We start from the raw sequence: 23108 nt of genomic DNA on the forward strand, positions 1-23108 counted from the left end.
TGCGTATAACGGCAAAGCTGAGTGTAAGTTGGCACGCTTAACAGGGTAGTCATTTAAATATTTTATATTTTTTATACTGGTAATTTAATCTATAAAGAAAATGCTGCCATTAAAAATCCTCTTATTCTTTTTCTCTGTAAAAACTGCCCTCAGTACCTGTCATTGTGAAAACAAAAAAAGTGGATTTCAATCCGGCAGGCGCTTGTATGCGGTGAGTAAAATGGGAAAACTATCGACGGTTGTCAATGAAAGTTCTGGTCTGGCACTAGCCGATTCATCGGGTTTTTACTGGACGCATAATGACCAGGGAAAGGCTGCTTTATATAAAATCAACTCCTCCGGTCAGGTGGTGGATACCTTACCTTTGACAGGAATAAAGAACAACGACTGGGAAGAACTGGCAAAGGATAATTCGCAGCATCTATACATAGGAGACATGGGAAATAACAGGAATACCAGGAAGAATCTGGCCATTTATAAAGTGCATCCTAATACTCCCCGGCAGAGCAATCAGATCGCATTCCGCTACAGCGATCAGAAAGATTTTCCGCCAGCTAAAAAAGACAGGAATTTTGATTGCGAAGCCTTTTTCTGGCATGCTGACAGTCTCTACTTATTTTCAAAAAACCGGGGAAATAAGCAGGTCAAATTATATGCTCTTCCTGATAAACCAGGCGAATATGCAACTGAAAAGCAGGGTGATATTTTTATTAAGAGCCAGGTAACGGCGGCTGATATGAATCCATCCCAAACGGAAATGGCTGTGCTTACCTATGGGAAGATATTTATATTTGAAGTGAAGCCAGGCGAAAATCTACTCACCCATCCCAATTTGTGTATACGTCTTCCCAGGGGTCAGGCAGAAGCACTGGTCTATGTAAATGACACTGATTTTGTGATTACCAACGAAAAAGGAAAGATGTTTATGGTAAAAAGAAAGTGAAGTTGTGAACTGCTACCCAATCGCATTACTAGTTATTCATTGTAAGTACAGAATGGAATTACTTATCTTTATTTGAGTATTGGTGACTATAGGAGGAAATAATGAAACACAAAAAAATTAAGCAATTAGGGATACAAAGTTTTTATGTAGTGGGTGGTGGACTATGTATTGTGATTTTGTTTGTTGTGTTCTTAATAAATTATGGAAGATATTGGAATTCAGATTATAATACGCTAAAGCGAAAGTATCCTATCATCAGGGAAGATTATGTGTATGAATTAATGAATACAGTCTTCATCGAATCCAATTCAGCTATAACAGACTCTTTAGAATTAACCAAAATTATTTGCTTTGCCCATGTACATAGCTCTACATTAAGAGAAGTTATTGAAGCTATAGAAGATAGTATTGCTTCTAACCAAGATAGGCAATACCTGCTTGATCAATTAGATAAGACAGTATATCTGTGGGATAATCAAAGATTAAATAACAACTGGCTTTTAACGCCTAATGATTTAAACCAAATATCTAGAAATGACACAACAGATTACTGGCAGGAATATAGAAAGAAGTTTGGCACATCTGGTAAGCTCGGATTTTCCAAACCAGTCTTTAATAAGAGTAAACAAATTGCTATTGTAGAAAGAAGTATACGAGGGGATTGGTTAATGGGCAGAGGCGATATTATTATCTGTAGAAAAGTAAACGGGCAATGGAAAATAATTAAAGAAGAAAATCTTTGGATAAATTAAAACTACCTCCAATATCAATATATCAGACTAATTCAAAGGTTTAGATAATAAACTTAACTATCGCAAGCTCATGCCCGATTATTCTAACCGGACGTTTTTTAAAGTAAACATACCAGTAGCATAGTTATTTGCAATCTTATCTGCCTCCTCACCAGGCTGCATAATGGCATTAATTGTATTAAGATCAATAGTGGTTGTTGCGTTAAAAAGTTTATTTATATCCGCATTCAGTTCAATAATCGTATTGCTGTTTGCTTTGATCTGGATTGCAGCAAGCCCACCGGTGGACGATGTACTGAGGCCAATAGTGCGGTAAGAACGGTTACCGCCAATATGAAATACCATAGCATCGGTGGCATTAGCTGCAGTGGTGAATTTTCCTTCGAGCATAAAAAATTTATAGCCCGATACCCAGTTCCAGGCCATATCATTGTTGGGGTTGAGATCACCTACCATTTCTGTGGAAAAATTTCGTGCACTATCTACACCAATGGCAAAAGAAAAGGAAGAATAATTTCCGGCCGGTACATTCTCCAGGCTTATTTCACGGCGGTTAGATAAACTGGTTTCTTCGATTAGGAAGTACCCATCCGGAAATTCTACAATTGAACCATCCGATCTGGTTAATTTAAGTTTGCTTACATAATACTTCAATTTTTCTACCTTATACTTATTGCCGGCGGAATTGGTGAATTCCTGATCGTCCAGCACCAGATCCTGCCCATCTACCACCGGATTGAATTGCAAAGTTACTTTTCCAGGAATCATCTGCTGGTCGTCTTTCTTGCAGGCTGTAAAGCTAAGAGGGAGAAATAGAAGTATAAATACTGTTCTAGACAAGAATCGGCGTAACATGGATAAAGAGTTTTGAAGGAAACGAAGTTTAGTAAATATTATTGAACATATTGACACTGTAGTGGCTCAATAGGTTATATATAAATGAAACTGATTCGATATGGTATTAGTAGTCCCTACTGTATATCTTTTTGTTCAATAATACAACTACAAGTCCATTGCGCATCACAAAGATTCATATCACTCGACTTTTGCCAACTGCTTGATAAATGCAGTTGCTTGGTCAAGGTGGCACCACCTGAAAGACGATACTCAATACTATCTTGAGTAAAATCAGAACTGCAATCCCAGCTAAGCCGCTTTCCAAAACCTCCATCTGCCGCCCAAAAATCCTCACCCGGAGCAAGCATAACTGAGTCAGGAGCCGGATAAAATGTATTGTATCCTCCAAACTTAATGGTAAGTGTATCGCTGGAATTATTTCTTATACGATAGCTAACTTCTTGACTTGACTCTAAACAACAAGATTGACTCAGTACTAATGCCACTAAAATCAGATATATACTTAACTTTTTATCCAACATCATTTCTATATATTCTCGTCAGATTTATTTATTGGATTAATTATATCCAAACTTTGTTTACTGCATCGCTTAAACCCTTATTCTAAAAGAGTGATTTAAACTTTAAGCTCTTTCTAAAATTAATAAGGATATTTTGATTAAACTTCTAAATTTGCACGATTAATTTTGTTTTACTAAATCGTTAAAAATGCTATTGGATTTTGAGAAACCTATTGCGGAGTTAGAAGCAAAACTAGCAGATATGAAACAGCTTGCAGTAGATAAGAACGTGGATGTACAAATGGCTGTAAAATTTCTGGAAGAAAGCATTGTCAAGTTAAAAAAGGAAACCTATCAGAATCTCACCCGCTGGCAAAGAGTTCAGCTTTCCCGGCATGGCGACAGGCCTTATACCCTGGATTATATATATAATATCACCGACCAGTTTATTGAACTCTTTGGCGACCGTACTGTGAGAGATGATAAAGCAATGGTAGGTGGCTTTGGCAGTATCGATGGGCAGACTGTTATGTTTATCGGACAGCAGAAAGGACGAAATACCAAACAGCGTCAGCAACGCAACTTTGGCATGGCCAATCCTGAAGGATACCGGAAAGCACTCCGCCTGATGAAAATGGCCGAAAAATTCAATAAACCTATCGTTACCCTGATTGATACGCCTGGCGCCTATCCTGGCATCGAAGCCGAAGAACGCGGACAAGGTGAAGCCATTGCCCGTAATCTGAAGGAAATGTTTATGCTGAAAGTACCAGTGATTTGCATTATTATTGGCGAAGGTGCTTCTGGCGGTGCTTTAGGAATTGCAATTGGCGATAAAGTGCTGATGCTGGAAAATACCTGGTATTCAGTTATTTCTCCTGAATCCTGTTCTTCTATTCTCTGGCGCAGCTGGGAGTACAAAGAACAAGCTGCCGAAGCTTTAAAACTTACCGCTGAAGACATGTTCCACTTCAAACTGGTAGATGGCATTATCGACGAACCTCTGGGTGGTGCTCATATTGATCCGGTACGTATGTCCCAAACTATCAAACAGGAAATTATCCGGAACCTGGATATTCTCAATCAGCTTACGCCTCAGGAACGCATCAATATGCGGATAGATAAGTTTTGCTCCATGGGTGTTTTTGTAGAGTAGAGATAATAAGAGGGCAATTATTTTGATAAATATGAACGTTTATCAACCCTATGACTCACGCTGAATTGAATACAGACATAGCAAAAGCCCATTCTTCCGATTTTCAGGAGATAACTGAAGTATGGGAAGCATCTGTACGGGCTACTCATCATTTTTTGCAGGAAAAAGACATCCAATATTTCAAACCGCTGATCCTGAATGAGTATTTATGGCATGTTTATCTATTCTGTATCCGAAATGAGAAGCAGCAAATAACAGGCTTTTTAGGTATTGCGGGAAATAAAATTGAAATGCTGTTTATCCATCCGGAAGCCATGGGAAAAGGGATTGGTAAAAAATTGATTACTTATGCCATCCAGCACCTCCAGGCAACCGAAGTAGATGTGAATGAACAGAATGAGCAAGCGCTAGGATTTTATTTGCACACTGGCTTTAAAGTCGTAAACCGTTCCGAAACAGATGGTCTGGGTAAGCCTTTTCCTATCCTGCATCTGGCACTGGCAAATAGTACCATCATTTCCTGATCGATTTCTCCTGGTCAGACTTTTATAACTAATTCTCCTGATTTCATGTAATAATATTGATTTATTGAATACATACAAGTATTTTCCCCTCATGCATTCAATTTCTCATTAAAATTACTTTATATGAACCTGCACGTAATTGATACTGGTTTGTTTAAACTGGATGGAGGAGCTATGTTTGGAGTAGTGCCTAAAACCATCTGGAAGAAAACCAATCCGGCTGATGAGAATAATATGTGTACCTGGGCTATGCGTTGCTTGTTAATAGAGGATGGTAACCAGCTTATTCTTATAGACAACGGCATAGGTACCAAACAAGATGCAAAATTCCTGAGCTATTATTACCTGCATGGTGACGCTGACCTTTTAAGTTCTATTCGTAAGGCAGGTTTTTCGCCGAATGACATTACCGATATGGTACTCACCCACCTGCATTTCGATCACTGTGGAGGTGGCACTCAGTACAATACTAATCGATCAGGTCTGGAACTTACCTTTAAAAACGCCCGATACTGGACCAATTCAGCGCACTGGCAATGGGCTACTCAACCCAATCCCAGAGAGAAAGCAAGTTTTCTGAAAGAAAATCTATTGCCGATGCAGGAAAGCGGGCATTTGCAATTTATAAAGCCGGGTACTCCTTCGCCTTTTTCCAATATAGATTTCATATTTGTAGACGGGCATACCGAAAAAATGATGCTCCCACGTATACGCTATAATAACCAGACTATCGTATTTGTAGCTGATCTTATTCCTTCCAGCAGCCACATTCCCATTCCCTATGTGATGGGTTATGATACCAGGCCACTCTTGACGATGGAAGAAAAAACACAATTCCTTAATCAAGCTGCACAAGAAAACTACCTGCTTTTTTTTGAGCACGATCCCTATCACGAATGTGCTACAGTATCTGTTACGGAGAAAGGCATTCGTATGCACAGAAAAGGGAAGTTGAAAGAAATGGTACATTAGTCAGAATCCCTTCCTGAAATACATCTTGTCTTAGAGGTTAAATATCTAAATTTCAATCTGAATGGCTTGTTGTTTGTTAGAGAACTGTATATGGCTCACAAGCAATCTTGCGGATAGGCTTGTCGTTGTTTCAATACCAGCGTAATAGATATTTTACATGAATGTAGGATTAGTTTTATCAGGTGGCGGAGCCAGAGGGTTTGCACATCTGGGTGTGATTAAGGGCTTGCAGGAAAATGGATTTAAAATTCAGGCGATTTCTGGGGTGAGTGCGGGTGCGGTTGCCGGTGCATTGATTGCCGCCGGATACAAGCCGGATAAGATTCTGGAGATATTTATTTCTACCAAACTATACCGGTTTTTACGTCCCTCTATAAAATTGATGGGCTTGCTAAAAATGGAACGGGTAGAAAAATTATATGACCTGTATTTGCCAGATTCCTTTGAGAAATTACAGATTCCGCTTACGGTATGTACGGCAGATATTCAAAACGGCAAAACAGTATTTTTCGATAAAGGCCCATTGATCAAACCCATTATGGCTTCCTGCTGTATTCCAATTGTTTTCGAACCACTGCAGATTAATGGAAAAATGTATATTGATGGCGGTATCCTCAATAATCTTCCAGTAGAACCTCTCTTAGGTAAATGTGATTTTATTATTGGTGTGCATACAAATCCGATTAACCTGCAAATGCAGCTTACTTCTATGCGGGCGGTAATGGAAAGAAGTTTATTGCTGGCCATTCAGAGCAATATTAAGGAACGAATCGGAAAATGTAATCTATTAATTGAGCCTCCAACGCTTAATCGTTTTACTACTTTCGACAGCAAAAAAGCAAGAGAAATCTTTGAAATCGGATACGCATTTACCATGGGCATTACAGACCATCTACTTGAAATCCGCGAAAAAAACCTCATATAGTCGTTAGTCACCAACCTCATGGCTTTTGTTATCAACAGTTTGAGAATTAGTTTTGGAAAGCATTTTATTCATTCATCAACTCAAACCGATCTTTCATCCCCTTACATGCTGGTTTTATAGCTTCCTGCAAAGACAAAAGACCAGAGACTAAATTTTTCGCACTGTATTTATTGAGTTTTAATCTGTAATTTGGGCATTTCAACAGATTATTTGCTTCCTAACAGGTTAAAACTCTTTGTAGAAGATACATGCTGCTACTTATTGCAAAATTTTACTATTGGCTTATCGGCTGGAGAGCTGTTAAAACCATTCCACCGCACGTAAAAAAATACGTAATGATCGGAGCACCGCACACCAGTAACTGGGATTTTCCCATTGCTATGGCGGCATTAATTCTATTGAGAGTAAAAGTAAATTACCTGGCCAAAAAAGAACTTTTTAAATTCCCACTGGGTATTATAATGCGTTTTTTTGGAGGAATGGCTGTAGACCGCTCTAAACATACTGGTATGGTAGACCAGATGATTTCCCTGTTCCAGGAACACAATCAACTTGTGTTACTAATTCCGCCGGAAGGAACCAGAGGCTATGTTAAAGACTGGAAATCCGGATTTTATCATGTAGCTCTAGGAGCCAATGTTCCTATCGCCCTGTCTTATCTAGATTATGGCAAAAAAGAAGCAGGCATCGCAAAATTCTATTATCCTTCCGGAAATTACCAGAAAGACATTGAAGAAATTAAAAGTTTTTACCGCGGCATTACTGCCAAACATCCCGAAAAATCCAGTGTGAGATAATTATCGGGCATTGTACATTAGTCATTGGTACATATTAAGTTCTCAGAACAGATATATCTATTATTGATTAATCGCCATATGCCAATGGCCTTCTGGCGAACAATTATTGGTAAATACCTGTTTAGAAAATAAAGCTAAACCGATATGAATAAACCAACCATTAGAATTGATATTGTCTCCGATATAGTATGTCCCTGGTGTTATATAGGCAAACGCAGACTGGAAAGAGCCCTGGACAAACTTTCAGATAAATTTGATTTTGTTCTCGAATACCATCCGTTTGAACTCAATCCGGCTATGCCCATTGAAGGTGTTAAGCAACAGGAATACCTGATCAAAAAATTTGGCAGCACAGAACGTTACCATCAATTGACCAGGCAAGTAACCCAGGTAGCGGCTCAGGAAGACATCTCTTTTCACTATGACAAACAGCAGGTTTCACCCAATACCCGAAATGCCCACCGGCTCGTACAATTAGCTAATCAGGAAGGCAAACAGGTAGAAATGGTAGAAGCCTTATTCAAAGCCTATTTTACGGATGGCATCGATCTGTCCAAGCGTGAAAACATGCTTGCAGTAGCCGTTCAGGTGGGGCTGGATAGAGAAAAAACAAGTAAACTATTGGCCAGTGAAGAAGGTTTGCTACAGATTGCATTAGCAGAACAAGAATTGCAGAAACTGGGGATTACTGGCGTACCGTTCTACATTGTAAATAACACCTATGGTATTTCTGGTGCCCAGCCTTTAGATGCTTTTGTACAAGTTTTTGAACAGATTGGCTCAGAAGTAGCGGTGAGTGCTGAAGGAGATGCCTGCGATATTGATGGCAATAATTGCTAACCTTTTTCTAAAAAACTTCACCCTGAAACAATGGTATTACATAATATCTATTGTTTCAGGGTTTGCTATTCTACCACTTCGAGCAAGGTCTGGAATGTTACAAATCTATCCCTGAATTTTTTTATATGCTCATCTTGTAAGCGGGAGGCATGTTCGGTTTCATACCGTATGTAATCTTCCATACTGTTGAGATAATACTGGAAAGAATAAGTAATGCCCCCATTATCAAATTCATTGAGCAAACGAAGCACTTTATTCTCCACAAACAAGCCGGTAGCCAGCATATCAGGAATATGTTCATTTTTTATCCAGGTGAGCCACTCTTCATGTACCTGGTGGTCTATATTAATAGTGATGCTGTATAAAATCATGTTGAGCTAAAGTGAACAGGCAATGCTGTTTGCCAGATACATTAAAAAATAGCTATTTTATAAATACATACGCTGCTTAAGCCAGTAAGTTAAAATATTGGGTAGGTCAAAACTATAAGTTTTCATAGTCATTTTACCCGGTAGGCAAAAATATTTAATTGTAAGTCCATTCCGTTATTATTTTTATAGTAGTACGCTACAAACGGACTTTTCCGGTCCTGGGCATCACGGATAAAATACCTGAAATTATTCTGTGTAAGAATGTGTAAAATCTTATCCAGATCCTGCGGCTGATGTAAGTAGGCATGGTATTCAATAAAAATATGCCCAACCTGATTCAAACTATCTTTACAATCTTCCAGCACAGCTGTTTCTGCCCCTTCAATATCAATTTTAAGCATGTCAATATAAGGTTCGGTTTGCAGTTCCTGGCTGAGACGCACCGATGGAATTGTAATTTTCTTTCCCTGGCTGAATACCGATGCCCCATCTGCTCCTTCCAGACCAATCTCTATTCCCTGCTCATCTATCCAGACTGCTTTGCTTACAACAGATACATCAGTAATGCCATTGGCTTGCAGGTTCTTTTCCAACAATTGGGCAATCTGAGGATCTGCTTCAAAAGCACGTATTTTCGCTTGTGGATATAAACGTTTAAAATACAGACAACTGGTGCCCACGTTGGCACCGCAATCATAAATCACAGGAATGGTATGGCTGGCATGAAATTTATAGGCTTCGTCGGTGAATATTTCTTTAAACTGCCATAAAAACGACAATCCATCGGGTACCTGAAAACGGTATCCCAGGAAACTTACCTTTCGCAACTGATACCTTGGCGCATCTCCATGCAAAAAAGCCAGCCGTAAAAACTCCCGGCTATTTCTGGTAGCCAGCAGGTGGTATATGTCTTTGAAAAGTATCTTAAAGAACAATTGCATATAGAGAAGACAAACACATCAGTTTTACAAATGAAAGCGTAAAGTTTATTATAAAAAGCTAAACTTAGAGAGTTTACAGAAAAAATTACACAATCATTGATTGAGAACTTATGAAGAAATATACATGTATTGTATCCGTAGACGTAAAAGAGTAAGTTGCATAAGATTCTATCATTCATTTCATTCACTTGAAGGCTTTGCACACGGTTTCTTCAAAAAAGAGGGTTTTATTTATTGTGAATCCCCGTTCGGGCACTCGTTCTAAAACAGGGATTCAAGAACTAATCCGGGCAAATGTACCTGCTGAATATTTCGATTACCAGATCGAATTTACAAAAGCAGGAGGGCATGCCATTGAGTTATCCGCAAAAGCTGCCGCAGAAGGCATTGAATATGTAGTAGCGGTTGGAGGTGATGGCACCATGAATGAAGTAGCACAAAGTCTGTTATATACTTCCAGTACGCTCGGCATTATTCCCATGGGCTCAGGTAATGGACTAGCCCGGGATTTGAATATTCCTCTGGCCGCCATGAGTGCGCTGCGCCTGCTGGTAGAAGGAAAAAAAATCTGCATAGATTCCTGTACTTTAAATGACCGGCCTTTCTTTTGCACGGCCGGAGTAGGTTTTGATGCCCACATTGGGCAGTGTTTTTCTATGCAGAAAAAAAGAGGCTTTCAGACCTATGTACAGACTACTTTATGGGAATATGCCAACTATCAGCCGGAAACCTACCGCTTACAGATTGATGGCAAATGGATAGAAAAAAAAGCATTTCTGATCAGTTTTGCAAACGCAGCCCAATATGGAAATAATGCGTATATAGCTCCTAAAGCAAGTATGCAAGATGGATTAATAGATGTTTGTTTACTGCGTCCGTTTCCGGCAGTACAGGCAATAAATATGGGAGTAAAACTATTCAACCGCACTATTGATGGGTCGGCATATATGCATATCTGGAGGGCTCCATCTGTACGTGTAGAAAGAAAAGCACCTGCGCCGGTTCATATTGATGGAGAGCCTTGTTTAATGGAGGAAACACTGACAGTTAAGGTTAGGCCGAATAGCCTGAATGTACTGGTCCCGTAAATGATAGAGGTGCGCTGAAAATAAGCTGATCAGTACGTTGTGCCCAGCTATAACAAGTGCTATATCACTTAGAAATGAAAATGTAGTATCATTCATATATTTTCAACTTTTCTTGCATTGCTGCTGTTAAGAAAAGATAAAAATGTACCACTTTTGTTTTTTCAAGGCTTTCTGTTTTTGCGAGGGTTTTGTATAGAATTACAGGAATGAATCAGTTAAAAACGGCTTCTCTTTCAGCGACCTCAACCTTGTACCCGGTTTTGCTTACCATCAGCCTGGTACATCTGCTCAATGATTCTATTCAGTCGGTAATTCCGGCGATTTTTCCCATTATCCAGCAAACGCTTCATCTCACTTATTTTGAACTAGGCTGTATTGCCTTTGCAAATAATTTTGTAGCCTCCATTATGCAACCGGTAATTGGCTGGTATACAGATTCCAAACCTTTACCTTATCTGCTGCCCATCGGCATGGCATTTACCCTAGCCGGTATGCTTGGATTAGCCTTCTCCTTTAGTTTAGGACTTATTATTCTTTCAGTAACCCTGGTAGGGATTGGCTCTGCTGTTTTTCATCCGGAAGCTTCCAGAGTAGTGGTAATGGCTGCCGGGCAGAGAAGAGGCTTGTCTCAGTCTATTTTTCAGGTAGGAGGAAATGCCGGGCAATCTCTGGCTCCTATTATGACTATCCTGATATTTGTGCCTCTGGGTCAGTTTGGAGCCATCTGGTTCACAGTAATTGCAGCAATAGCCATTATCTTGCTGATGTATATTGCCAGCTGGTACCGCCAGCAATTACTGGTTTACGAATTTCCAGTTAGAAAAGAACGTACGGTTACCGCTACAAATAAAAGCAGAAACAAAAAAGTTGGGTTTGCCTTGTTTCTGATCGTATTTCTAGTATTCGTACGAGCATTCTATGGGGCAGGGATTACAAACTTTTACGCCTTTTACCTGATAGAAAATTATGGGCTAAGTATAAAAGATGCCCAGTTCTATGTATTTCTGTATCTGGTGGCAGCGGCCGTGGGTATATTATCTGGTGGTCCTTTATCCGACAGGTTTGGAAAGAAAAATGTAATCCTATATTCCATGATTGCCTCTGCCCCCTTGTCCATTATACTCCCTCATGTTAGCCTTGCCTGGACCTATCCTTTGTTGCTACTGAATGGTTTTGTGGTTGTATCCAGTTTTTCAGTAACACTCGTATATGCCCTTGAACTGATTCCTGGCAAGGTGGGAATGATCTCAGGAATGGTATTTGGCCTTTCCTTTGGGATGGCAGCGGTGGGTGCTATTGCGTTAGGTGGTCTGGCTGATGTGATGGGACTTAAGTTTATCATGGTTCTTTGCGGATTTCTGCCTGCGCTGGGGATACTTACTGTATTTCTGCCTTCGGAAAAACAAATCAAAGAATGGAATGCTGAAAATGCATAATATAAATTATCTGTAAATTCTGTTATCCTATGCCTGAAAAAATAGCTGGTGCCAAGATTGGTGAGTTACTCACCAAATTACCTCATCCTGGAATCGTTACCTGGATTGGAATCCGTTCGGGTCGTGGAATGCCAGTTACAGCTGTTGAGCAAGTAGAAGTTATTCAGGCAAAAGGATTAGCAGGAGATCATTATAAAGGAATGGCTAGCAGCACCAGGCATGTTACACTTATTCAGGCAGAACACCTGGCAAGCATGGCATCTTTTCTGGGAATGTCAGAAGTAAATCCGGCTTTGGTCAGAAGGAATATTGTAATAAAGGGCTTGAATCTGCTGGCTTTGAAAGACAAACAGTTTTTTGTGGGATCTGCCTTACTGGAAATGACTGGCTTATGTCATCCCTGTTCCCGGATGGAAGAAGTGCTAGGTGAAGGAGGCTATAATGCAATGCGAGGACATGGAGGCATTACTGCCAGAATTATACAGGGAGGCACCATCAGCATTGGCGATCAGGTAGTTGTACATTCAGAAATTGTAAAGCCAATCTTATAAAGTCGTACATTTTCTTGATACCAGCAATAATCTGATATCCATCTGAGATACGAATGTTGCGCCTAAAGTGAATTAAAAGTCCCTATAATCTTACATCCGCACGCAAACACAGTCTCTCTGCAAATATTTAAGGTATTGTCTGCCAAGCTAACACAATTGTTCTGTCAGTTTACAGGCTTGTTCTATCGTCTTCCTTCATTGTTCTGCTATTTCAAATAACTGTTCCCGATAATTTCTATTCCGTTGTGGTTGCTTACAGGCCTGTTCTGGCAGCGTACATTGCTGTTCTGCTTGCTTACATTGACGTTCTGGCAGTTTACCTGATGGTTTTGGCTTGTACCTACTTGCTCTGGCCATCAATAACCTATTGATGGTGTATTTAAGTTCTTCTATTTAATGAATGGATGCGGTTTTAGCATTTTCTTATTCAATTCCTTATGTTTTAAGCCGGAAAAATTATAAATACAAACCAAACCTGACATAGAATTTTGAATAACCAGGGATTTTACCTGTTTCCGTAAGGTAACTAACTAATTTTAAAGAGAATATATAGTCGAAAATTGTCTACAGTTTAAACTTTATATATCATGAATCAGCGTCAACTCAACTCTTTAACTATGTTCAAAGCTGTGCTGGCACATTTGGACACCCGGCCTACTTTGTGGAATACTTCTGCTCCGCTTACTAAGGTTATTTTTTCTCTCCGCACATTTGTAGCAGCGCTTCATCAGCAAAGTCTTACCCAGGCCGAACGCACTACTGTTGGTTATACGCAGGACAAAGATGGCCAGATGCAACATATGTGTGATCTAGCCTATGCCTTGTTACTAAAAATAAGATCCTACGCCAAGATCAATAATAATAAAGCCTTATTATACGCTATCAACTATTCTGAGAGTGAAATCAGGAGAGGGCCGGAAATACAAATTATTAACCGTTGTCAGACTATTCATAATAAGGGAAAAGAGCATTTTTCGGATCTGAAAGATTTTTTAGTAACCGAAGAAAATCTGACTGAACTTCAGGAAGCGATTGATACGCTAAAACCTCTTTCTGCGCAACGTGATAGTATTGCCAGTGAAAGAGTAACGGCAACAGCAAATATATCCCTTCTGCTGGAAGGCGCCCGTACTGAAATCGACAAACTCGATGACCTGATTGAAGGCTTAATAAAGGATAAAAACTTTGTAAATACCTACAAGCAAGCCCGTCAGATCATAGACAGGGGAATAAGCAGCGATGCTGAGTTGAAAAAGAAAATTGCTTAATTCATTGTGGTAAAAGCATAGAATACAAGCAGACAGTATAAAAAGGTAAAAAGGGCAAGATTTTCGTCTTGCCCTTTTGTATTTACTGCAAATGGTGAAGTACCACTATTTTACTATTAGTTATACTTCAGGATTTTCCAGTTCAAATAAAGCTTTTAGTTCACTGGCATCATGGGGTTTCATACGTCCGGCCAGAACCAGCCTAAGCTGACGCCTCCGAAGTGCACTCGCATATAACGCTTTTTCTTCTTCCGTTTCAGGTACCACTTCCGGCACATGGGCTGGCTTACCATTCTGATCCATGGCTACAAAAGTAAAAAAAGCCTTATTACTTATGTACCGTTGTCCGGCCGGAATGTCTTCCCCCCAAACTTCAATAAATACTTCCATAGAAGAAGTAAATGCCCTGGTAACTTGGGCGCGCAAGGTAACTACATTACCCAGTTTAATAGGTTGGGCAAAAGAAACATTATCCACAGAAGCAGTTACTACAATCCGGTTAGAATGTTTTTGCGCTGCAATGGCTGAAACAATGTCCATCCAATGCATCATTTTTCCTCCCATCAGGTTATTCAACGTATTGGTATCATTGGGCAGCACCAGTTCGGTCATGGTGGTAAGTGAATCTTTTACAAATTTCTGGAGAACCATGTGTGTCGTATTATCCTAAATTTTAGGAATGAAAAGAATAATTATTGAGGGTGATTATTTTAACAGCTCTATTATACACAAAAAGCAACCAAACGCAGGTTGCTTTTTATGCTAAATATTGTTGAGATAAATTATCTGGGTTTTCTTTTACCGGATATGCTCATTTTCTTTGGACTCAAGAAACGGGGTTTACGAGGCTGGCCAAATACGTTGAGTTTAGGTCTTATCACCGGGTTTAGCGTATACTCCAGTTTGAAACCCACATTTACATATCCATCATTATTGCCTGGATTTCCTCTTTTATGCCCTTCTTTCCAGTGAATGCCATCATCTGTATCGTATGGTTTAACTCCAACTTCTTGCGAACGGTCGGCTAAGGCAGCCCCTATTCCATCAATACTGGAGTTTCTAACAAAAGTAGTACTTACATCATCCAGATAGTCGGAGAAAGTAAGCCGGTATCCAACTTCCACGCTAAAATCTAAATATGGATTTACTTTAAATGTAACACCACCTCCATAAGGAATCACAGGTTGCAAACGCTTATAAGCTATGCCTTCTGTCTCAAGCGGAGCCAGACTATGCCATTTTCCATTGAGTTCAGCTCTTGGACTAATATATGTTAAGCCAATACCTGCAAAAGCATAGGGACGTACTAACTGGCGCTGATTATAGAATTTAGTATGGGGAAATATATCAAATACACCAGCTACATGGATCTCAGGATTACCGGATCTGAAAGATAGATTTCTACGGGCATTTTTACCTCCCTTATCTGTACTATACAGTCTATTATAGGATAATTCGCCTCTAACTGTAAACCTGCCGGTAAATCTGTAGTTAAATCCAACATTGAACTGAGGCCGGGCTTTGAGGCAATCTCCTGATTCACACAGGTCGCCGTAATACGTTGAAGTACCCGTACCGGCTGTTACCCTCATGATGCCATAATTGCTCTGTCCTTTATATAAACGGGAATTTCTTAATGGTCCACGCTGCGCCATAACTGCCGCCGGAAGCAGAAACATTACAAGAAAAGCCAGAAAAATAGAGTAGCGTTTGTGTTTTATCATAAGATACAGTCGTTACTTGGACAACCTACACAAAAATAATTTAATATACATACGAAAGCAAATTTTATTTCCATCCATTTTTGCCCAGTAAAGGCACAAAACTAAATATTTGAAACGTTTCTTTAATAATTTTGTTATCCTCTGCCCGGGTAATTCTTAGCATTTGTTGCTTTTCATTATTGCCTACGGGAATTATAAGGACTCCACCTATTTTTAACTGATCTACCAGGTTTTTTGGTACAGCAGGCGCACCGGCTGTTACTATAATTTTATCAAAAGGTGCATATACTGGTAAACCTACCGAGCCATCGCCGCAATACATTTTTATATTGTAACGAAGCTGTGTTAGTAATAGCTGACTAGCTCTTGTGTACAGATGGCGATTAAATTCAACCGTAAACAATTTTACGCCCATTTCAGCCAGAATAGCTGCCTGGTAACCCGAACCGGTGCCAATTTCAAATACTTTGTCGCCTGGTTTGGGTGCTAACAATTGCGTTTGAAAAGCAACGGTATAGGGTTGTGAAATTGTTTGCCCTTCACCGATGGGAAAAGCTTTATCCTGGTAGGCATGTTCCAGAAAGGCTTTTTCAAAGAAAAAATGGCGGGGTACTTTCTCCATCACCCGCAGTACTTCAGGATGAGTAATGCCTTTCTCTGCCAGTGTGCGTATCAATGCTTTTCGCATGCCTCTATGCCTGTAATTATCCTCCAGCATATTCCTATCTGTCTGAATTAATGGTGATTTGCAAGTAGTTATACATTTATCTTCTTTATGAAATGATCAATACTTAAACCAGATGATGAGTATAACCTGTTTTTTGTTTACTATCTGTTTAAATGAGTGCCTGATTATAATTATACGATTCTGAGACCGATACGATTGCGACAATCTCTAAAAATTAGCACTGCCCTGACTAAACATCGATTTACTGTTTGCAAGTTTAGCTTTTTACTATGAATATTTACTATCTTGAAAAGATTTACTGATGAAATAACTAAAAGTATCTGAACATAATTTAGCTTATTGTTTAATTAATAAACCACTTTCAAATTTTATCCCATGTTATTAAGTACCCTCGACTGGATTATTGTATTTGCATTTTTTATCATTTCATTACTAATCGGCTTGTATGCGGCTAAAAGTGCTGGTAAAAGTGCGTCTGAATTCTTTCTCTCCGGACGGAATATGCCCTGGTGGCTACTTGGGGTTTCTATGGTGGCTACTACTTTCTCCTGCGACACTCCAAACCTGGTAACTGATATTGTCCGGCAAAATGGAGTAGCCGGTAACTGGGCATGGTGGGCATTTTTGCTGACTGGAATGCTTACCGTATTTATATATGCCAAACTCTGGCGACGCACCCAGGTACTTACTGATTTAGAATTTTATGAAATCCGCTACAGTGGTAAAATGGCTGCCTTCCTTCGGGGATTCAGGGCTATTTACCTGGGTGTATTTTTTAATATTATGGTAATGGCAACTGTAAGTCTGGCGCTTACCAAGATTGGAGCAGTAATGTTGCAATGGCCTGCCGTGCAAACTCTGGTTATTTCTATGGCGATTACAGCGGTATACAGTACCATTGGCGGATTTAAAGGGGTATTGCTTACTGACTTTTTCCAGTTCTTTATTGCCATGCTAGGCTCCTTCTGGGCGGCTTACTACTTGCTGGATCTGCCACAAGTAGGAGGATTACAAAATTTACTTTCACATAGCGCTGTAAGTCCTAAATTATCTATGTTGCCGGATTTTGCGGATTCTGATGCACTGATTACATTACTCATTCTGCCACTGGCCGTACAATGGTGGAGTGTATGGTATCCTGGTGCCGAACCAGGCGGTGGCGGCTATATTGCACAACGGATGTTATCGGCAAAAAATGAGAAAGGTGCGATTGCAGCTACCCTGTTTTTTAATGTGGCTCATTACGCCTTACGTCCCTGGCCTTGGATTATAGTAGCGCTCGCCTCCCTGATCGTTTTTCCGGATATACCCTCTATTCAACAAGCGTTCCCCAATGTGGCACCTCAGCTTATCCGGCATGATTTTGCTTACCCGGCTATGCTTAGCTTTTTGCCTAGCGGCTTAATAGGACTGGTAGTGGCTTCTTTGATCGCAGCTTTTATGTCTACCATTTCAACACAGGTAAACTGGGGATCTTCTTATATTGTAAATGACTTTTATCAGCGCTTTATTAATCCTCAGGCCAGTGAAAAACAGCTGGTAGCTGTAGGCCGGTGGTCAACAGTAATACTGATGGTGCTTACCTGCCTGTTTGCCCTGGTTCTGGAAAATGCGTTACAAGCTTTTAATATTCTCTTGCAAGTGGGAGCCGGTACCGGACTGATATTTATTTTGCGCTGGTTCTGGTGGCGTATCAATGCTTATAGTGAAATGGCAGCAATGGCGATTTCTTTTCTGGTGGCGCTTTATCTGGAGCTGATTCACCCAGCATTAGGATTTGCCCCTATTGGTAATGTGAGCAAATTATTGCTGGGCGTAGGTATTACAACTGTTGGCTGGATTATCGTTACTTTTCTAACAAGACCTACTGATACTGCAACCTTGCGGAGTTTCTATAAATTGGTAAAACCTGGCGGACCTGGCTGGCAAAAAGTAGTAGAGGAGGCACAAAAGGATAACGAGCCTTTAGAAACGGCGAATTCAAAGGGATGGGATGTACCTGTAGGAATATTATGTATGCTCATAGGAACATTACTGGTGTATTTCGCATTGTTTGCCGTGGGTAACTGGATTTATGGCAACTATGGACTTGCCTCCTTGTTGACGGTTGGGGTAGCTATTACTTCCTTCATATTAATTAAATTGTGGTCAAAATTGCAGATGGATGAGACGCAACCGGCTCCTCAGCAAAAGATTTCCATATAAGCATAAAAAGGATGGGCTTAGAGCCCATCCTTTTTAAGTTAATTAACATTCATTTCACCCCCACTCGGACTATAACTTCCAGGTATCAGTATATTAAGCACAACTATACGCCTAATTGTGCCCGGTGATGAACAATCTGATAATAGCTCATTCGGATTACTTCTGTTTTTGCAGAAGTACTGTATATTCCATCACCATTACGCAAAGTCCAGAGCTGGGAAAGCTGGTTTTCCTGCGCTTGGCTTAATTCTTCTTTACCTTATGCCAGGGACAGCTCAAAATAATTAAGCAAGCTGGTATTATTATCTATCTGGACTGGTTGATATAGAGTACTTGCAAAGTTCAGTTCATCGGTTGTAAGTGTCATAGATACCCTGGAAGGTAATTCAGTTACATTTGTAGCCAATCATATTTGCCTTCTGGTACGCATTTAAGCATTTTACGGGTAGTTTGAGTTTCCTGATTCATTTCTTGTAACAACGTTTGAATAATCGTCATAATAGAATATTTGCCGGGGATAGCAATAATAAACTACCTAGTACTGACAACTCAATGTCAACAGATTTTAGAAATTTTTATTTTTAAAATCTTGAAAACAAGCATTATACGTTCTAAAAAAATCAAACAGATATTGTGGATAAGGAGATACGAGAATTTTTAGATTACTTGAAGAGGAAGGATAATAAGCAGAAAGCCTATTTTGGAATATTTCAGTATGGTGGTGGCCTGGATGAAAGTTTTATTAAAGCAAACAAAGAGGGGATTTTGCAATTCTTGCAGGATTTGACTCAAGCCTATATAACCATTGAAGAAAAAGTAGAGGCGAAACAGAGCAGAAAAATATACACCATCTGAGCTATGAAGAAGACTGGGTGGACGGTAAAAGTGATACTTTCCTTCAATACCTGGAACTCACACGACAAGAAAGAAACAATGTGATACACGCATCAGAGCTGCCAACATTAGCCGACAAATTACTTCCTATTGGATGCGTTAGTTTGTTGATTGTCCTTATTAGCTGTACAGTTATCGGATTTGGAACAGTAGCAGGATGGATATTTAAATAATAAAGCCTATGCTCTGAATATGATAAATAACCTGATAAGACCAGGCAGAAAGTATTCTAAACTATTATATATTTTTGATGTATTTAAATCTTATAAGCAAACAACCTATCGAATATTAAATATCTTACACTCATGCTACATACGTCTCCAGTATTACAAGTGCCTCAGCGGAAACCCAGAAGGTTCCTGCCAGAAAACTTCCAGCTAACCAATTGGGAAAGTATAAAACCCTTCTTCGACAACCTGAACAAACGATCAATCCGTTCAGCCGCCGACCTGCAACGCTGGTTTCGCGATCGCAGTGAACTGGAATCGTATCTATCGGAGAATTTTGCCTGGCGCTACATTAAAATGACCTGCGATACGGCCAATGAACAACTAGTTAATCATCTGAATGAATTTATTACTGATATACAACCTCAGATTGCCCCGGAAACCAATTCTCTCAATGAAAAAGCGCTAAATAATACTCATTTGCAGCATATTCAGGAAGAAGGATTTGATATTCTGGTCAGAAGTCTGAAAAAGGAATTTGAAATTTTCCGGGAAGAGAACATTCCAATTATTACAGAATTACAAACTGAAGAACGCAAATATGGCGCTATTGCCGGAGCTATGACTGTGGAGATTGATGGTAAGGAACTCACGCTTCAGCAGGCATCCGATTATCTGCAATCTACCGACCGGGCCAAACGGGAAGATATATATAGGAAGATTCAGGAGAGAAGATACCAGGATAAAGATTCCTTAGATGAGCTTTTCAATAAATTAGTCGGATTACGCCATCAGCTTGCCATTAATGCAGACTTTGCTAACTACCGCGATTATATGTTTGCTGCCCTGGGCCGCTTTGATTATACTCCCGAAGATTGTTTTGCTTTTCACCAGGCTGTTGCCCAGGCTGTTGTTCCCTTGCTGAATAATCTGGCTACTGAACGCAAACAAGCTTTACAACTCGAAACACTTCGTCCCTGGGATGTAAAGGTGGATATTTCCAACTTGCCTGCCTTAGTTCCCTTTATCAGCGGAGAAGATTTGATGAACAAAACCATTGAATGTTTCAAAAGGCTCGATCCTTTTTTGGGAGAATGCCTCACCATTATGAAAAAAATGGGTCATCTGGATCTGGAATCACGAAAAGGAAAAGCACCGGGCGGGTATAACTATCCCCTGGATGAAATAGGCGTTCCATTTATCTTTATGAATGCTACTTCTAATTTGCGGGATATGGTAACTATTTTGCACGAAGGAGGCCATGCGATCCATTCATTCCTCACCAGAGACCTAAGCCTGAATGCTTACAAACATCCACCATCGGAAGTGGCTGAACTGGCCTCTATGTCAATGGAATTAATTAGTATGGATCACTGGAATTTGTTTTTTGATAATGAAAACGACTTACGCCGGGCAAAAAGACAACATCTGGAGCAAATTATTGAAACTCTCCCCTGGGTAGCTACTATCGATAAATTCCAGCACTGGATCTATGAGCATCCGCAGCATACCGTAGAGGAGAGACGTACAGAATGGGCGCAGATTTATGAACAATTTTCAGATACTATTACCGATTGGAGCGGACTCGAGAAATACAAACAGTATATCTGGCAAAAGCAGTTGCATTTGTATGAAGTGCCTTTTTACTATATAGAATATGGCATTGCTCAACTGGGTGCCGTCGCTGTGTGGAAAAATTTTAAAGAAAACCCCGAAAAAGGATTACAAGGATATTTGAATGCATTAAAACTAGGATATACCAAACCTATCCGCCAGATTTATGAAGCCGCCTACATTCCCTTCGACTTCTCTAAAGAATACATCACCACATTAATGAATTTTGTAAAAGCGGAACTGGAGAAAGTAAAATAATCTCAAAAGTGGTGGGTTTCAAATCCATTACTCTTGATTTAAGTAAGGCTAAATTAAAACACCAGATGCTGTGCGTTTTTTTCTGATTTTACTGCTTACGCTTGTTGTTTTTTCTGCCTCAGCTGCTTTCCGGTTTACACCAGCTCTGGAAGAAGCCTATTTTAATATACTCGCTTTGAAGGTAGATAAAGGCAGCCAGTTGATACAGGAAGAACTTCGGAAAGATCCACAAAATGGAATTGCGATCTACCTGGAAAATTATGCAGACCTGATAAGATTGCTCATTACAGAGAATAAAGACACCTACCACTGGCTCTCAGGAAATGAAAACAACAGATTAGAAAAGATAAGCCGACTGGAGAAAGAATCGCCTTACTATTTATTTTGCCAGGCTGAAATCAAATTGCAGTGGGCTTTCATCAAACTCAAATTTGGGGAGGAACTATCTGCTGCCTGGAGTATCCGGCAAGCCTATAAATTACTGGAGCAGAATCAGAAAAAATTTCCTGAATTTTTGCCTAATAAAAAATCTCTGGGATTATTGCATGTATTAATTGGTTCAGTGCCAGAAAAATACAACTGGGTAATCAACTCGGCTGGAATGCAGGGTACGGTAACAGAAGGTTTGCAGGAATTACAGGCAGTGCAAAACTGCAATCTGCCCTTTAGCCTGGAATCCTCTCTCCTGTTGAGTATGATTCATACTTATATTCTCAAATCAGGAAAAGAAACTTTATCGGGTTTTGAGCGTATATGCCAAACTTATCCTGATAATTTATTAGCACATTTTGTATATGCCTCAGCAGCGATGAAAGAAGGCCGAAGTGAGCTGGCATTAACTGTTTTGCAAGGCCGGCCTACCGGTCATGGGTACTTGCCATTGCATCTGATTGCGTACCGGAAAGGAGAGATATTTCTGCAAAAAGGACAATATGAGGAAGCTCAAAAGCAGTATACTCTTTTCCTGATGAATTATAAAGGTCAGAATTTTTTAAAAGACACCTATTATAAATTGTTTCTGATCCAATGGCTAACCAATCAGCCATCTCCGGAGCAATACCTGGATGATGTACTAACCATTGGGCAAACGGTAACAGAGGCAGATAAGTATGCGCATAAATTTGCAGAAACCAAGGTACTACCACACAAAAGCCTAATGAAGTCCCGGCTTTCTTTTGATGGTGGCTATTATCCGGAGGCGGCAGACGCAATTGGAAATTTTACTGAGAGCAGCTTTCCGCAGGAAAAAGATAAGGCTGAATTTAATTACCGCAAAGCCAGGATTTTTCATAAAACTGAAAGAATTACAGAAGCAATTACACATTATGAGCGTACCATTCAACTGAGTGAAGAAGAACAGTATTATTTTGGCGCCAATGCCGCCTTGCAGTTAGGCTATATATACCAGCAACAAGGACAATTGGCACAAGCCAGGAAATATTACGAAAAAGCATTATCTTATAAAAAACATGAATACAAAAACAGTATTAATAATAAAGCCAAGGCAGCACTGAGCGAACTGGATACAGAGTAATAGAATAGTGTGACTTACCGCTTATTAAAGTGATTCATTAATAAAATTCAATTGACTGTTTAGAGCATACTTGATAAAACTTTCTAAATAAGGAATCAAATT

General features: G+C 39.8%; 23 protein-coding genes. 16 read left to right on the forward strand and 7 right to left on the reverse strand.

Translation table 11 applies throughout. The features are described from left to right. Positions 1 to 100 precede the first annotated feature (100 nt). Together GXP67_RS10730 and GXP67_RS10735 are read left to right on the forward strand one after the other, a co-directional pair. Positions 101 to 943: a hypothetical protein gene (locus GXP67_RS10730; protein WP_162443130.1), complete on the forward strand. Its 843-nt coding sequence runs from the start codon at positions 101 to 103 to the stop codon at positions 941 to 943. Positions 944 to 1044: 101 nt separating this feature from the next. Continuing rightward, entirely contained in the window at positions 1045 to 1695 is a 651-nt protein-coding gene (locus tag GXP67_RS10735; protein ID WP_162443131.1) for a hypothetical protein, read from the forward strand. 78 nt (positions 1696 to 1773) lie between these two features. On the opposite strand, the gene GXP67_RS10740 is transcribed toward GXP67_RS10735, so the two are convergent. Both GXP67_RS10740 and GXP67_RS10745 read right to left on the reverse strand, forming a co-directional pair. After that, positions 1774 to 2550 carry an MbnP family protein gene (locus GXP67_RS10740; RefSeq protein ID WP_162443132.1) on the reverse strand — a complete coding sequence of 259 codons (777 nt, stop codon included), beginning with the start codon at positions 2548 to 2550 and terminating at the stop codon, positions 1774 to 1776. Positions 2551 to 2666: 116 nt separating this feature from the next. Further along, entirely contained in the window at positions 2667 to 3077 is a 411-nt protein-coding gene (locus tag GXP67_RS10745) for a hypothetical protein (protein ID WP_162443133.1), read from the reverse strand. Between the two features lie 184 nt (positions 3078 to 3261). On the opposite strand from GXP67_RS10745, the gene GXP67_RS10750 reads away from it, so the two are divergent. The 6 genes from GXP67_RS10750 to GXP67_RS10775 all read left to right on the forward strand — a co-directional run bounded on the left by GXP67_RS10750 (position 3262) and on the right by GXP67_RS10775 (position 8267). Further along, positions 3262 to 4209 (forward strand): acetyl-CoA carboxylase carboxyltransferase subunit alpha, encoded by a 948-nt coding sequence (locus GXP67_RS10750; protein ID WP_162443134.1) that lies wholly within the window; start codon positions 3262 to 3264, stop codon positions 4207 to 4209. Between the two features lie 50 nt (positions 4210 to 4259). Then, complete coding sequence (locus tag GXP67_RS10755) at positions 4260 to 4733, forward strand: GNAT family N-acetyltransferase (RefSeq protein WP_162443135.1); 474 nt, start codon at positions 4260 to 4262, stop codon at positions 4731 to 4733. Positions 4734 to 4856: 123 nt separating this feature from the next. Next, entirely contained in the window at positions 4857 to 5705 is an 849-nt protein-coding gene (locus GXP67_RS10760) for an MBL fold metallo-hydrolase (protein WP_162443136.1), read from the forward strand. Between the two features lie 157 nt (positions 5706 to 5862). Then, a complete protein-coding gene (locus GXP67_RS10765; protein WP_162443137.1) occupies positions 5863 to 6630 on the forward strand; it encodes a patatin-like phospholipase family protein in 768 nt (255 codons plus the stop codon). Between the two features lie 248 nt (positions 6631 to 6878). Continuing rightward, a complete protein-coding gene (locus tag GXP67_RS10770; RefSeq protein WP_162443138.1) occupies positions 6879 to 7427 on the forward strand; it encodes a lysophospholipid acyltransferase family protein in 549 nt (182 codons plus the stop codon). Positions 7428 to 7571: 144 nt separating this feature from the next. Then, the gene (locus GXP67_RS10775) at positions 7572 to 8267 is read left to right on the forward strand and encodes a DsbA family oxidoreductase (protein ID WP_162443139.1); all 696 of its coding nucleotides are present in this window, start codon (positions 7572 to 7574) and stop codon (positions 8265 to 8267) included. 65 nt (positions 8268 to 8332) lie between these two features. On the opposite strand, the gene GXP67_RS10780 is transcribed toward GXP67_RS10775, so the two are convergent. Together GXP67_RS10780 and GXP67_RS10785 are read right to left on the reverse strand one after the other, a co-directional pair. Further along, positions 8333 to 8638, reverse strand: coding sequence for a DUF4286 family protein (locus GXP67_RS10780; protein ID WP_162443140.1), 306 nt, complete (start codon positions 8636 to 8638; stop codon positions 8333 to 8335). A gap of 128 nt (positions 8639 to 8766) precedes the next feature. Beyond that, on the reverse strand, positions 8767 to 9579 hold the full coding sequence (locus tag GXP67_RS10785) for an FkbM family methyltransferase (RefSeq protein WP_162443141.1): 813 nt from the start codon (positions 9577 to 9579) through the stop codon (positions 8767 to 8769). Between the two features lie 188 nt (positions 9580 to 9767). Between GXP67_RS10785 and GXP67_RS10790 the strand changes: the two genes are divergently transcribed. From GXP67_RS10790 to GXP67_RS10805, 4 genes are all read left to right on the forward strand, one after another. Continuing rightward, a complete protein-coding gene (locus tag GXP67_RS10790; RefSeq protein ID WP_162443142.1) occupies positions 9768 to 10667 on the forward strand; it encodes a diacylglycerol/lipid kinase family protein in 900 nt (299 codons plus the stop codon). A gap of 206 nt (positions 10668 to 10873) precedes the next feature. Then, positions 10874 to 12103, forward strand: a complete 1230-nt coding sequence (locus tag GXP67_RS10795) for an MFS transporter (protein ID WP_162443143.1) — start codon at positions 10874 to 10876, stop codon at positions 12101 to 12103. Between the two features lie 29 nt (positions 12104 to 12132). Next, a complete protein-coding gene (locus GXP67_RS10800) occupies positions 12133 to 12654 on the forward strand; it encodes an MOSC domain-containing protein (protein ID WP_162443144.1) in 522 nt (173 codons plus the stop codon). Between the two features lie 587 nt (positions 12655 to 13241). Next, entirely contained in the window at positions 13242 to 13922 is a 681-nt protein-coding gene (locus GXP67_RS10805; RefSeq protein ID WP_162443145.1) for a hypothetical protein, read from the forward strand. 120 nt (positions 13923 to 14042) lie between these two features. Here GXP67_RS10805 and GXP67_RS10810 read toward each other — a convergent pair whose 3' ends face one another. The 3 genes from GXP67_RS10810 to GXP67_RS10820 all read right to left on the reverse strand — a co-directional run bounded on the left by GXP67_RS10810 (position 14043) and on the right by GXP67_RS10820 (position 16334). Then, entirely contained in the window at positions 14043 to 14573 is a 531-nt protein-coding gene (locus tag GXP67_RS10810) for an acyl-CoA thioesterase (RefSeq protein ID WP_162443146.1), read from the reverse strand. A 131-nt stretch (positions 14574 to 14704) separates the two neighbouring features. Next, on the reverse strand, positions 14705 to 15646 hold the full coding sequence (locus tag GXP67_RS10815; protein WP_162443147.1) for a DUF6089 family protein: 942 nt from the start codon (positions 15644 to 15646) through the stop codon (positions 14705 to 14707). A 64-nt stretch (positions 15647 to 15710) separates the two neighbouring features. Then, a complete protein-coding gene (locus GXP67_RS10820; protein WP_232065109.1) occupies positions 15711 to 16334 on the reverse strand; it encodes a protein-L-isoaspartate(D-aspartate) O-methyltransferase in 624 nt (207 codons plus the stop codon). 375 nt (positions 16335 to 16709) lie between these two features. Here GXP67_RS10820 and GXP67_RS10825 point away from each other — a divergent pair, with 375 nt between their 5' ends. The 4 genes from GXP67_RS10825 to GXP67_RS10840 all read left to right on the forward strand — a co-directional run bounded on the left by GXP67_RS10825 (position 16710) and on the right by GXP67_RS10840 (position 23006). Continuing rightward, entirely contained in the window at positions 16710 to 18539 is a 1830-nt protein-coding gene (locus GXP67_RS10825) for a sodium:solute symporter family protein (protein ID WP_162443149.1), read from the forward strand. 633 nt (positions 18540 to 19172) lie between these two features. Next, on the forward strand, positions 19173 to 19394 hold the full coding sequence (locus GXP67_RS10830) for a hypothetical protein (protein ID WP_162443150.1): 222 nt from the start codon (positions 19173 to 19175) through the stop codon (positions 19392 to 19394). A 344-nt stretch (positions 19395 to 19738) separates the two neighbouring features. Further along, on the forward strand, positions 19739 to 21472 hold the full coding sequence (locus GXP67_RS10835) for a M3 family oligoendopeptidase (protein ID WP_162443151.1): 1734 nt from the start codon (positions 19739 to 19741) through the stop codon (positions 21470 to 21472). 70 nt (positions 21473 to 21542) lie between these two features. Then, the gene (locus GXP67_RS10840; protein WP_162443152.1) at positions 21543 to 23006 is read left to right on the forward strand and encodes a tetratricopeptide repeat protein; all 1464 of its coding nucleotides are present in this window, start codon (positions 21543 to 21545) and stop codon (positions 23004 to 23006) included. The last annotated feature ends 102 nt before the right edge of the window (positions 23007 to 23108 follow it).

The organism is Rhodocytophaga rosea (assembly GCF_010119975.1).
GTDB lineage: Bacteria > Bacteroidota > Bacteroidia > Cytophagales > 172606-1 > Rhodocytophaga > Rhodocytophaga rosea.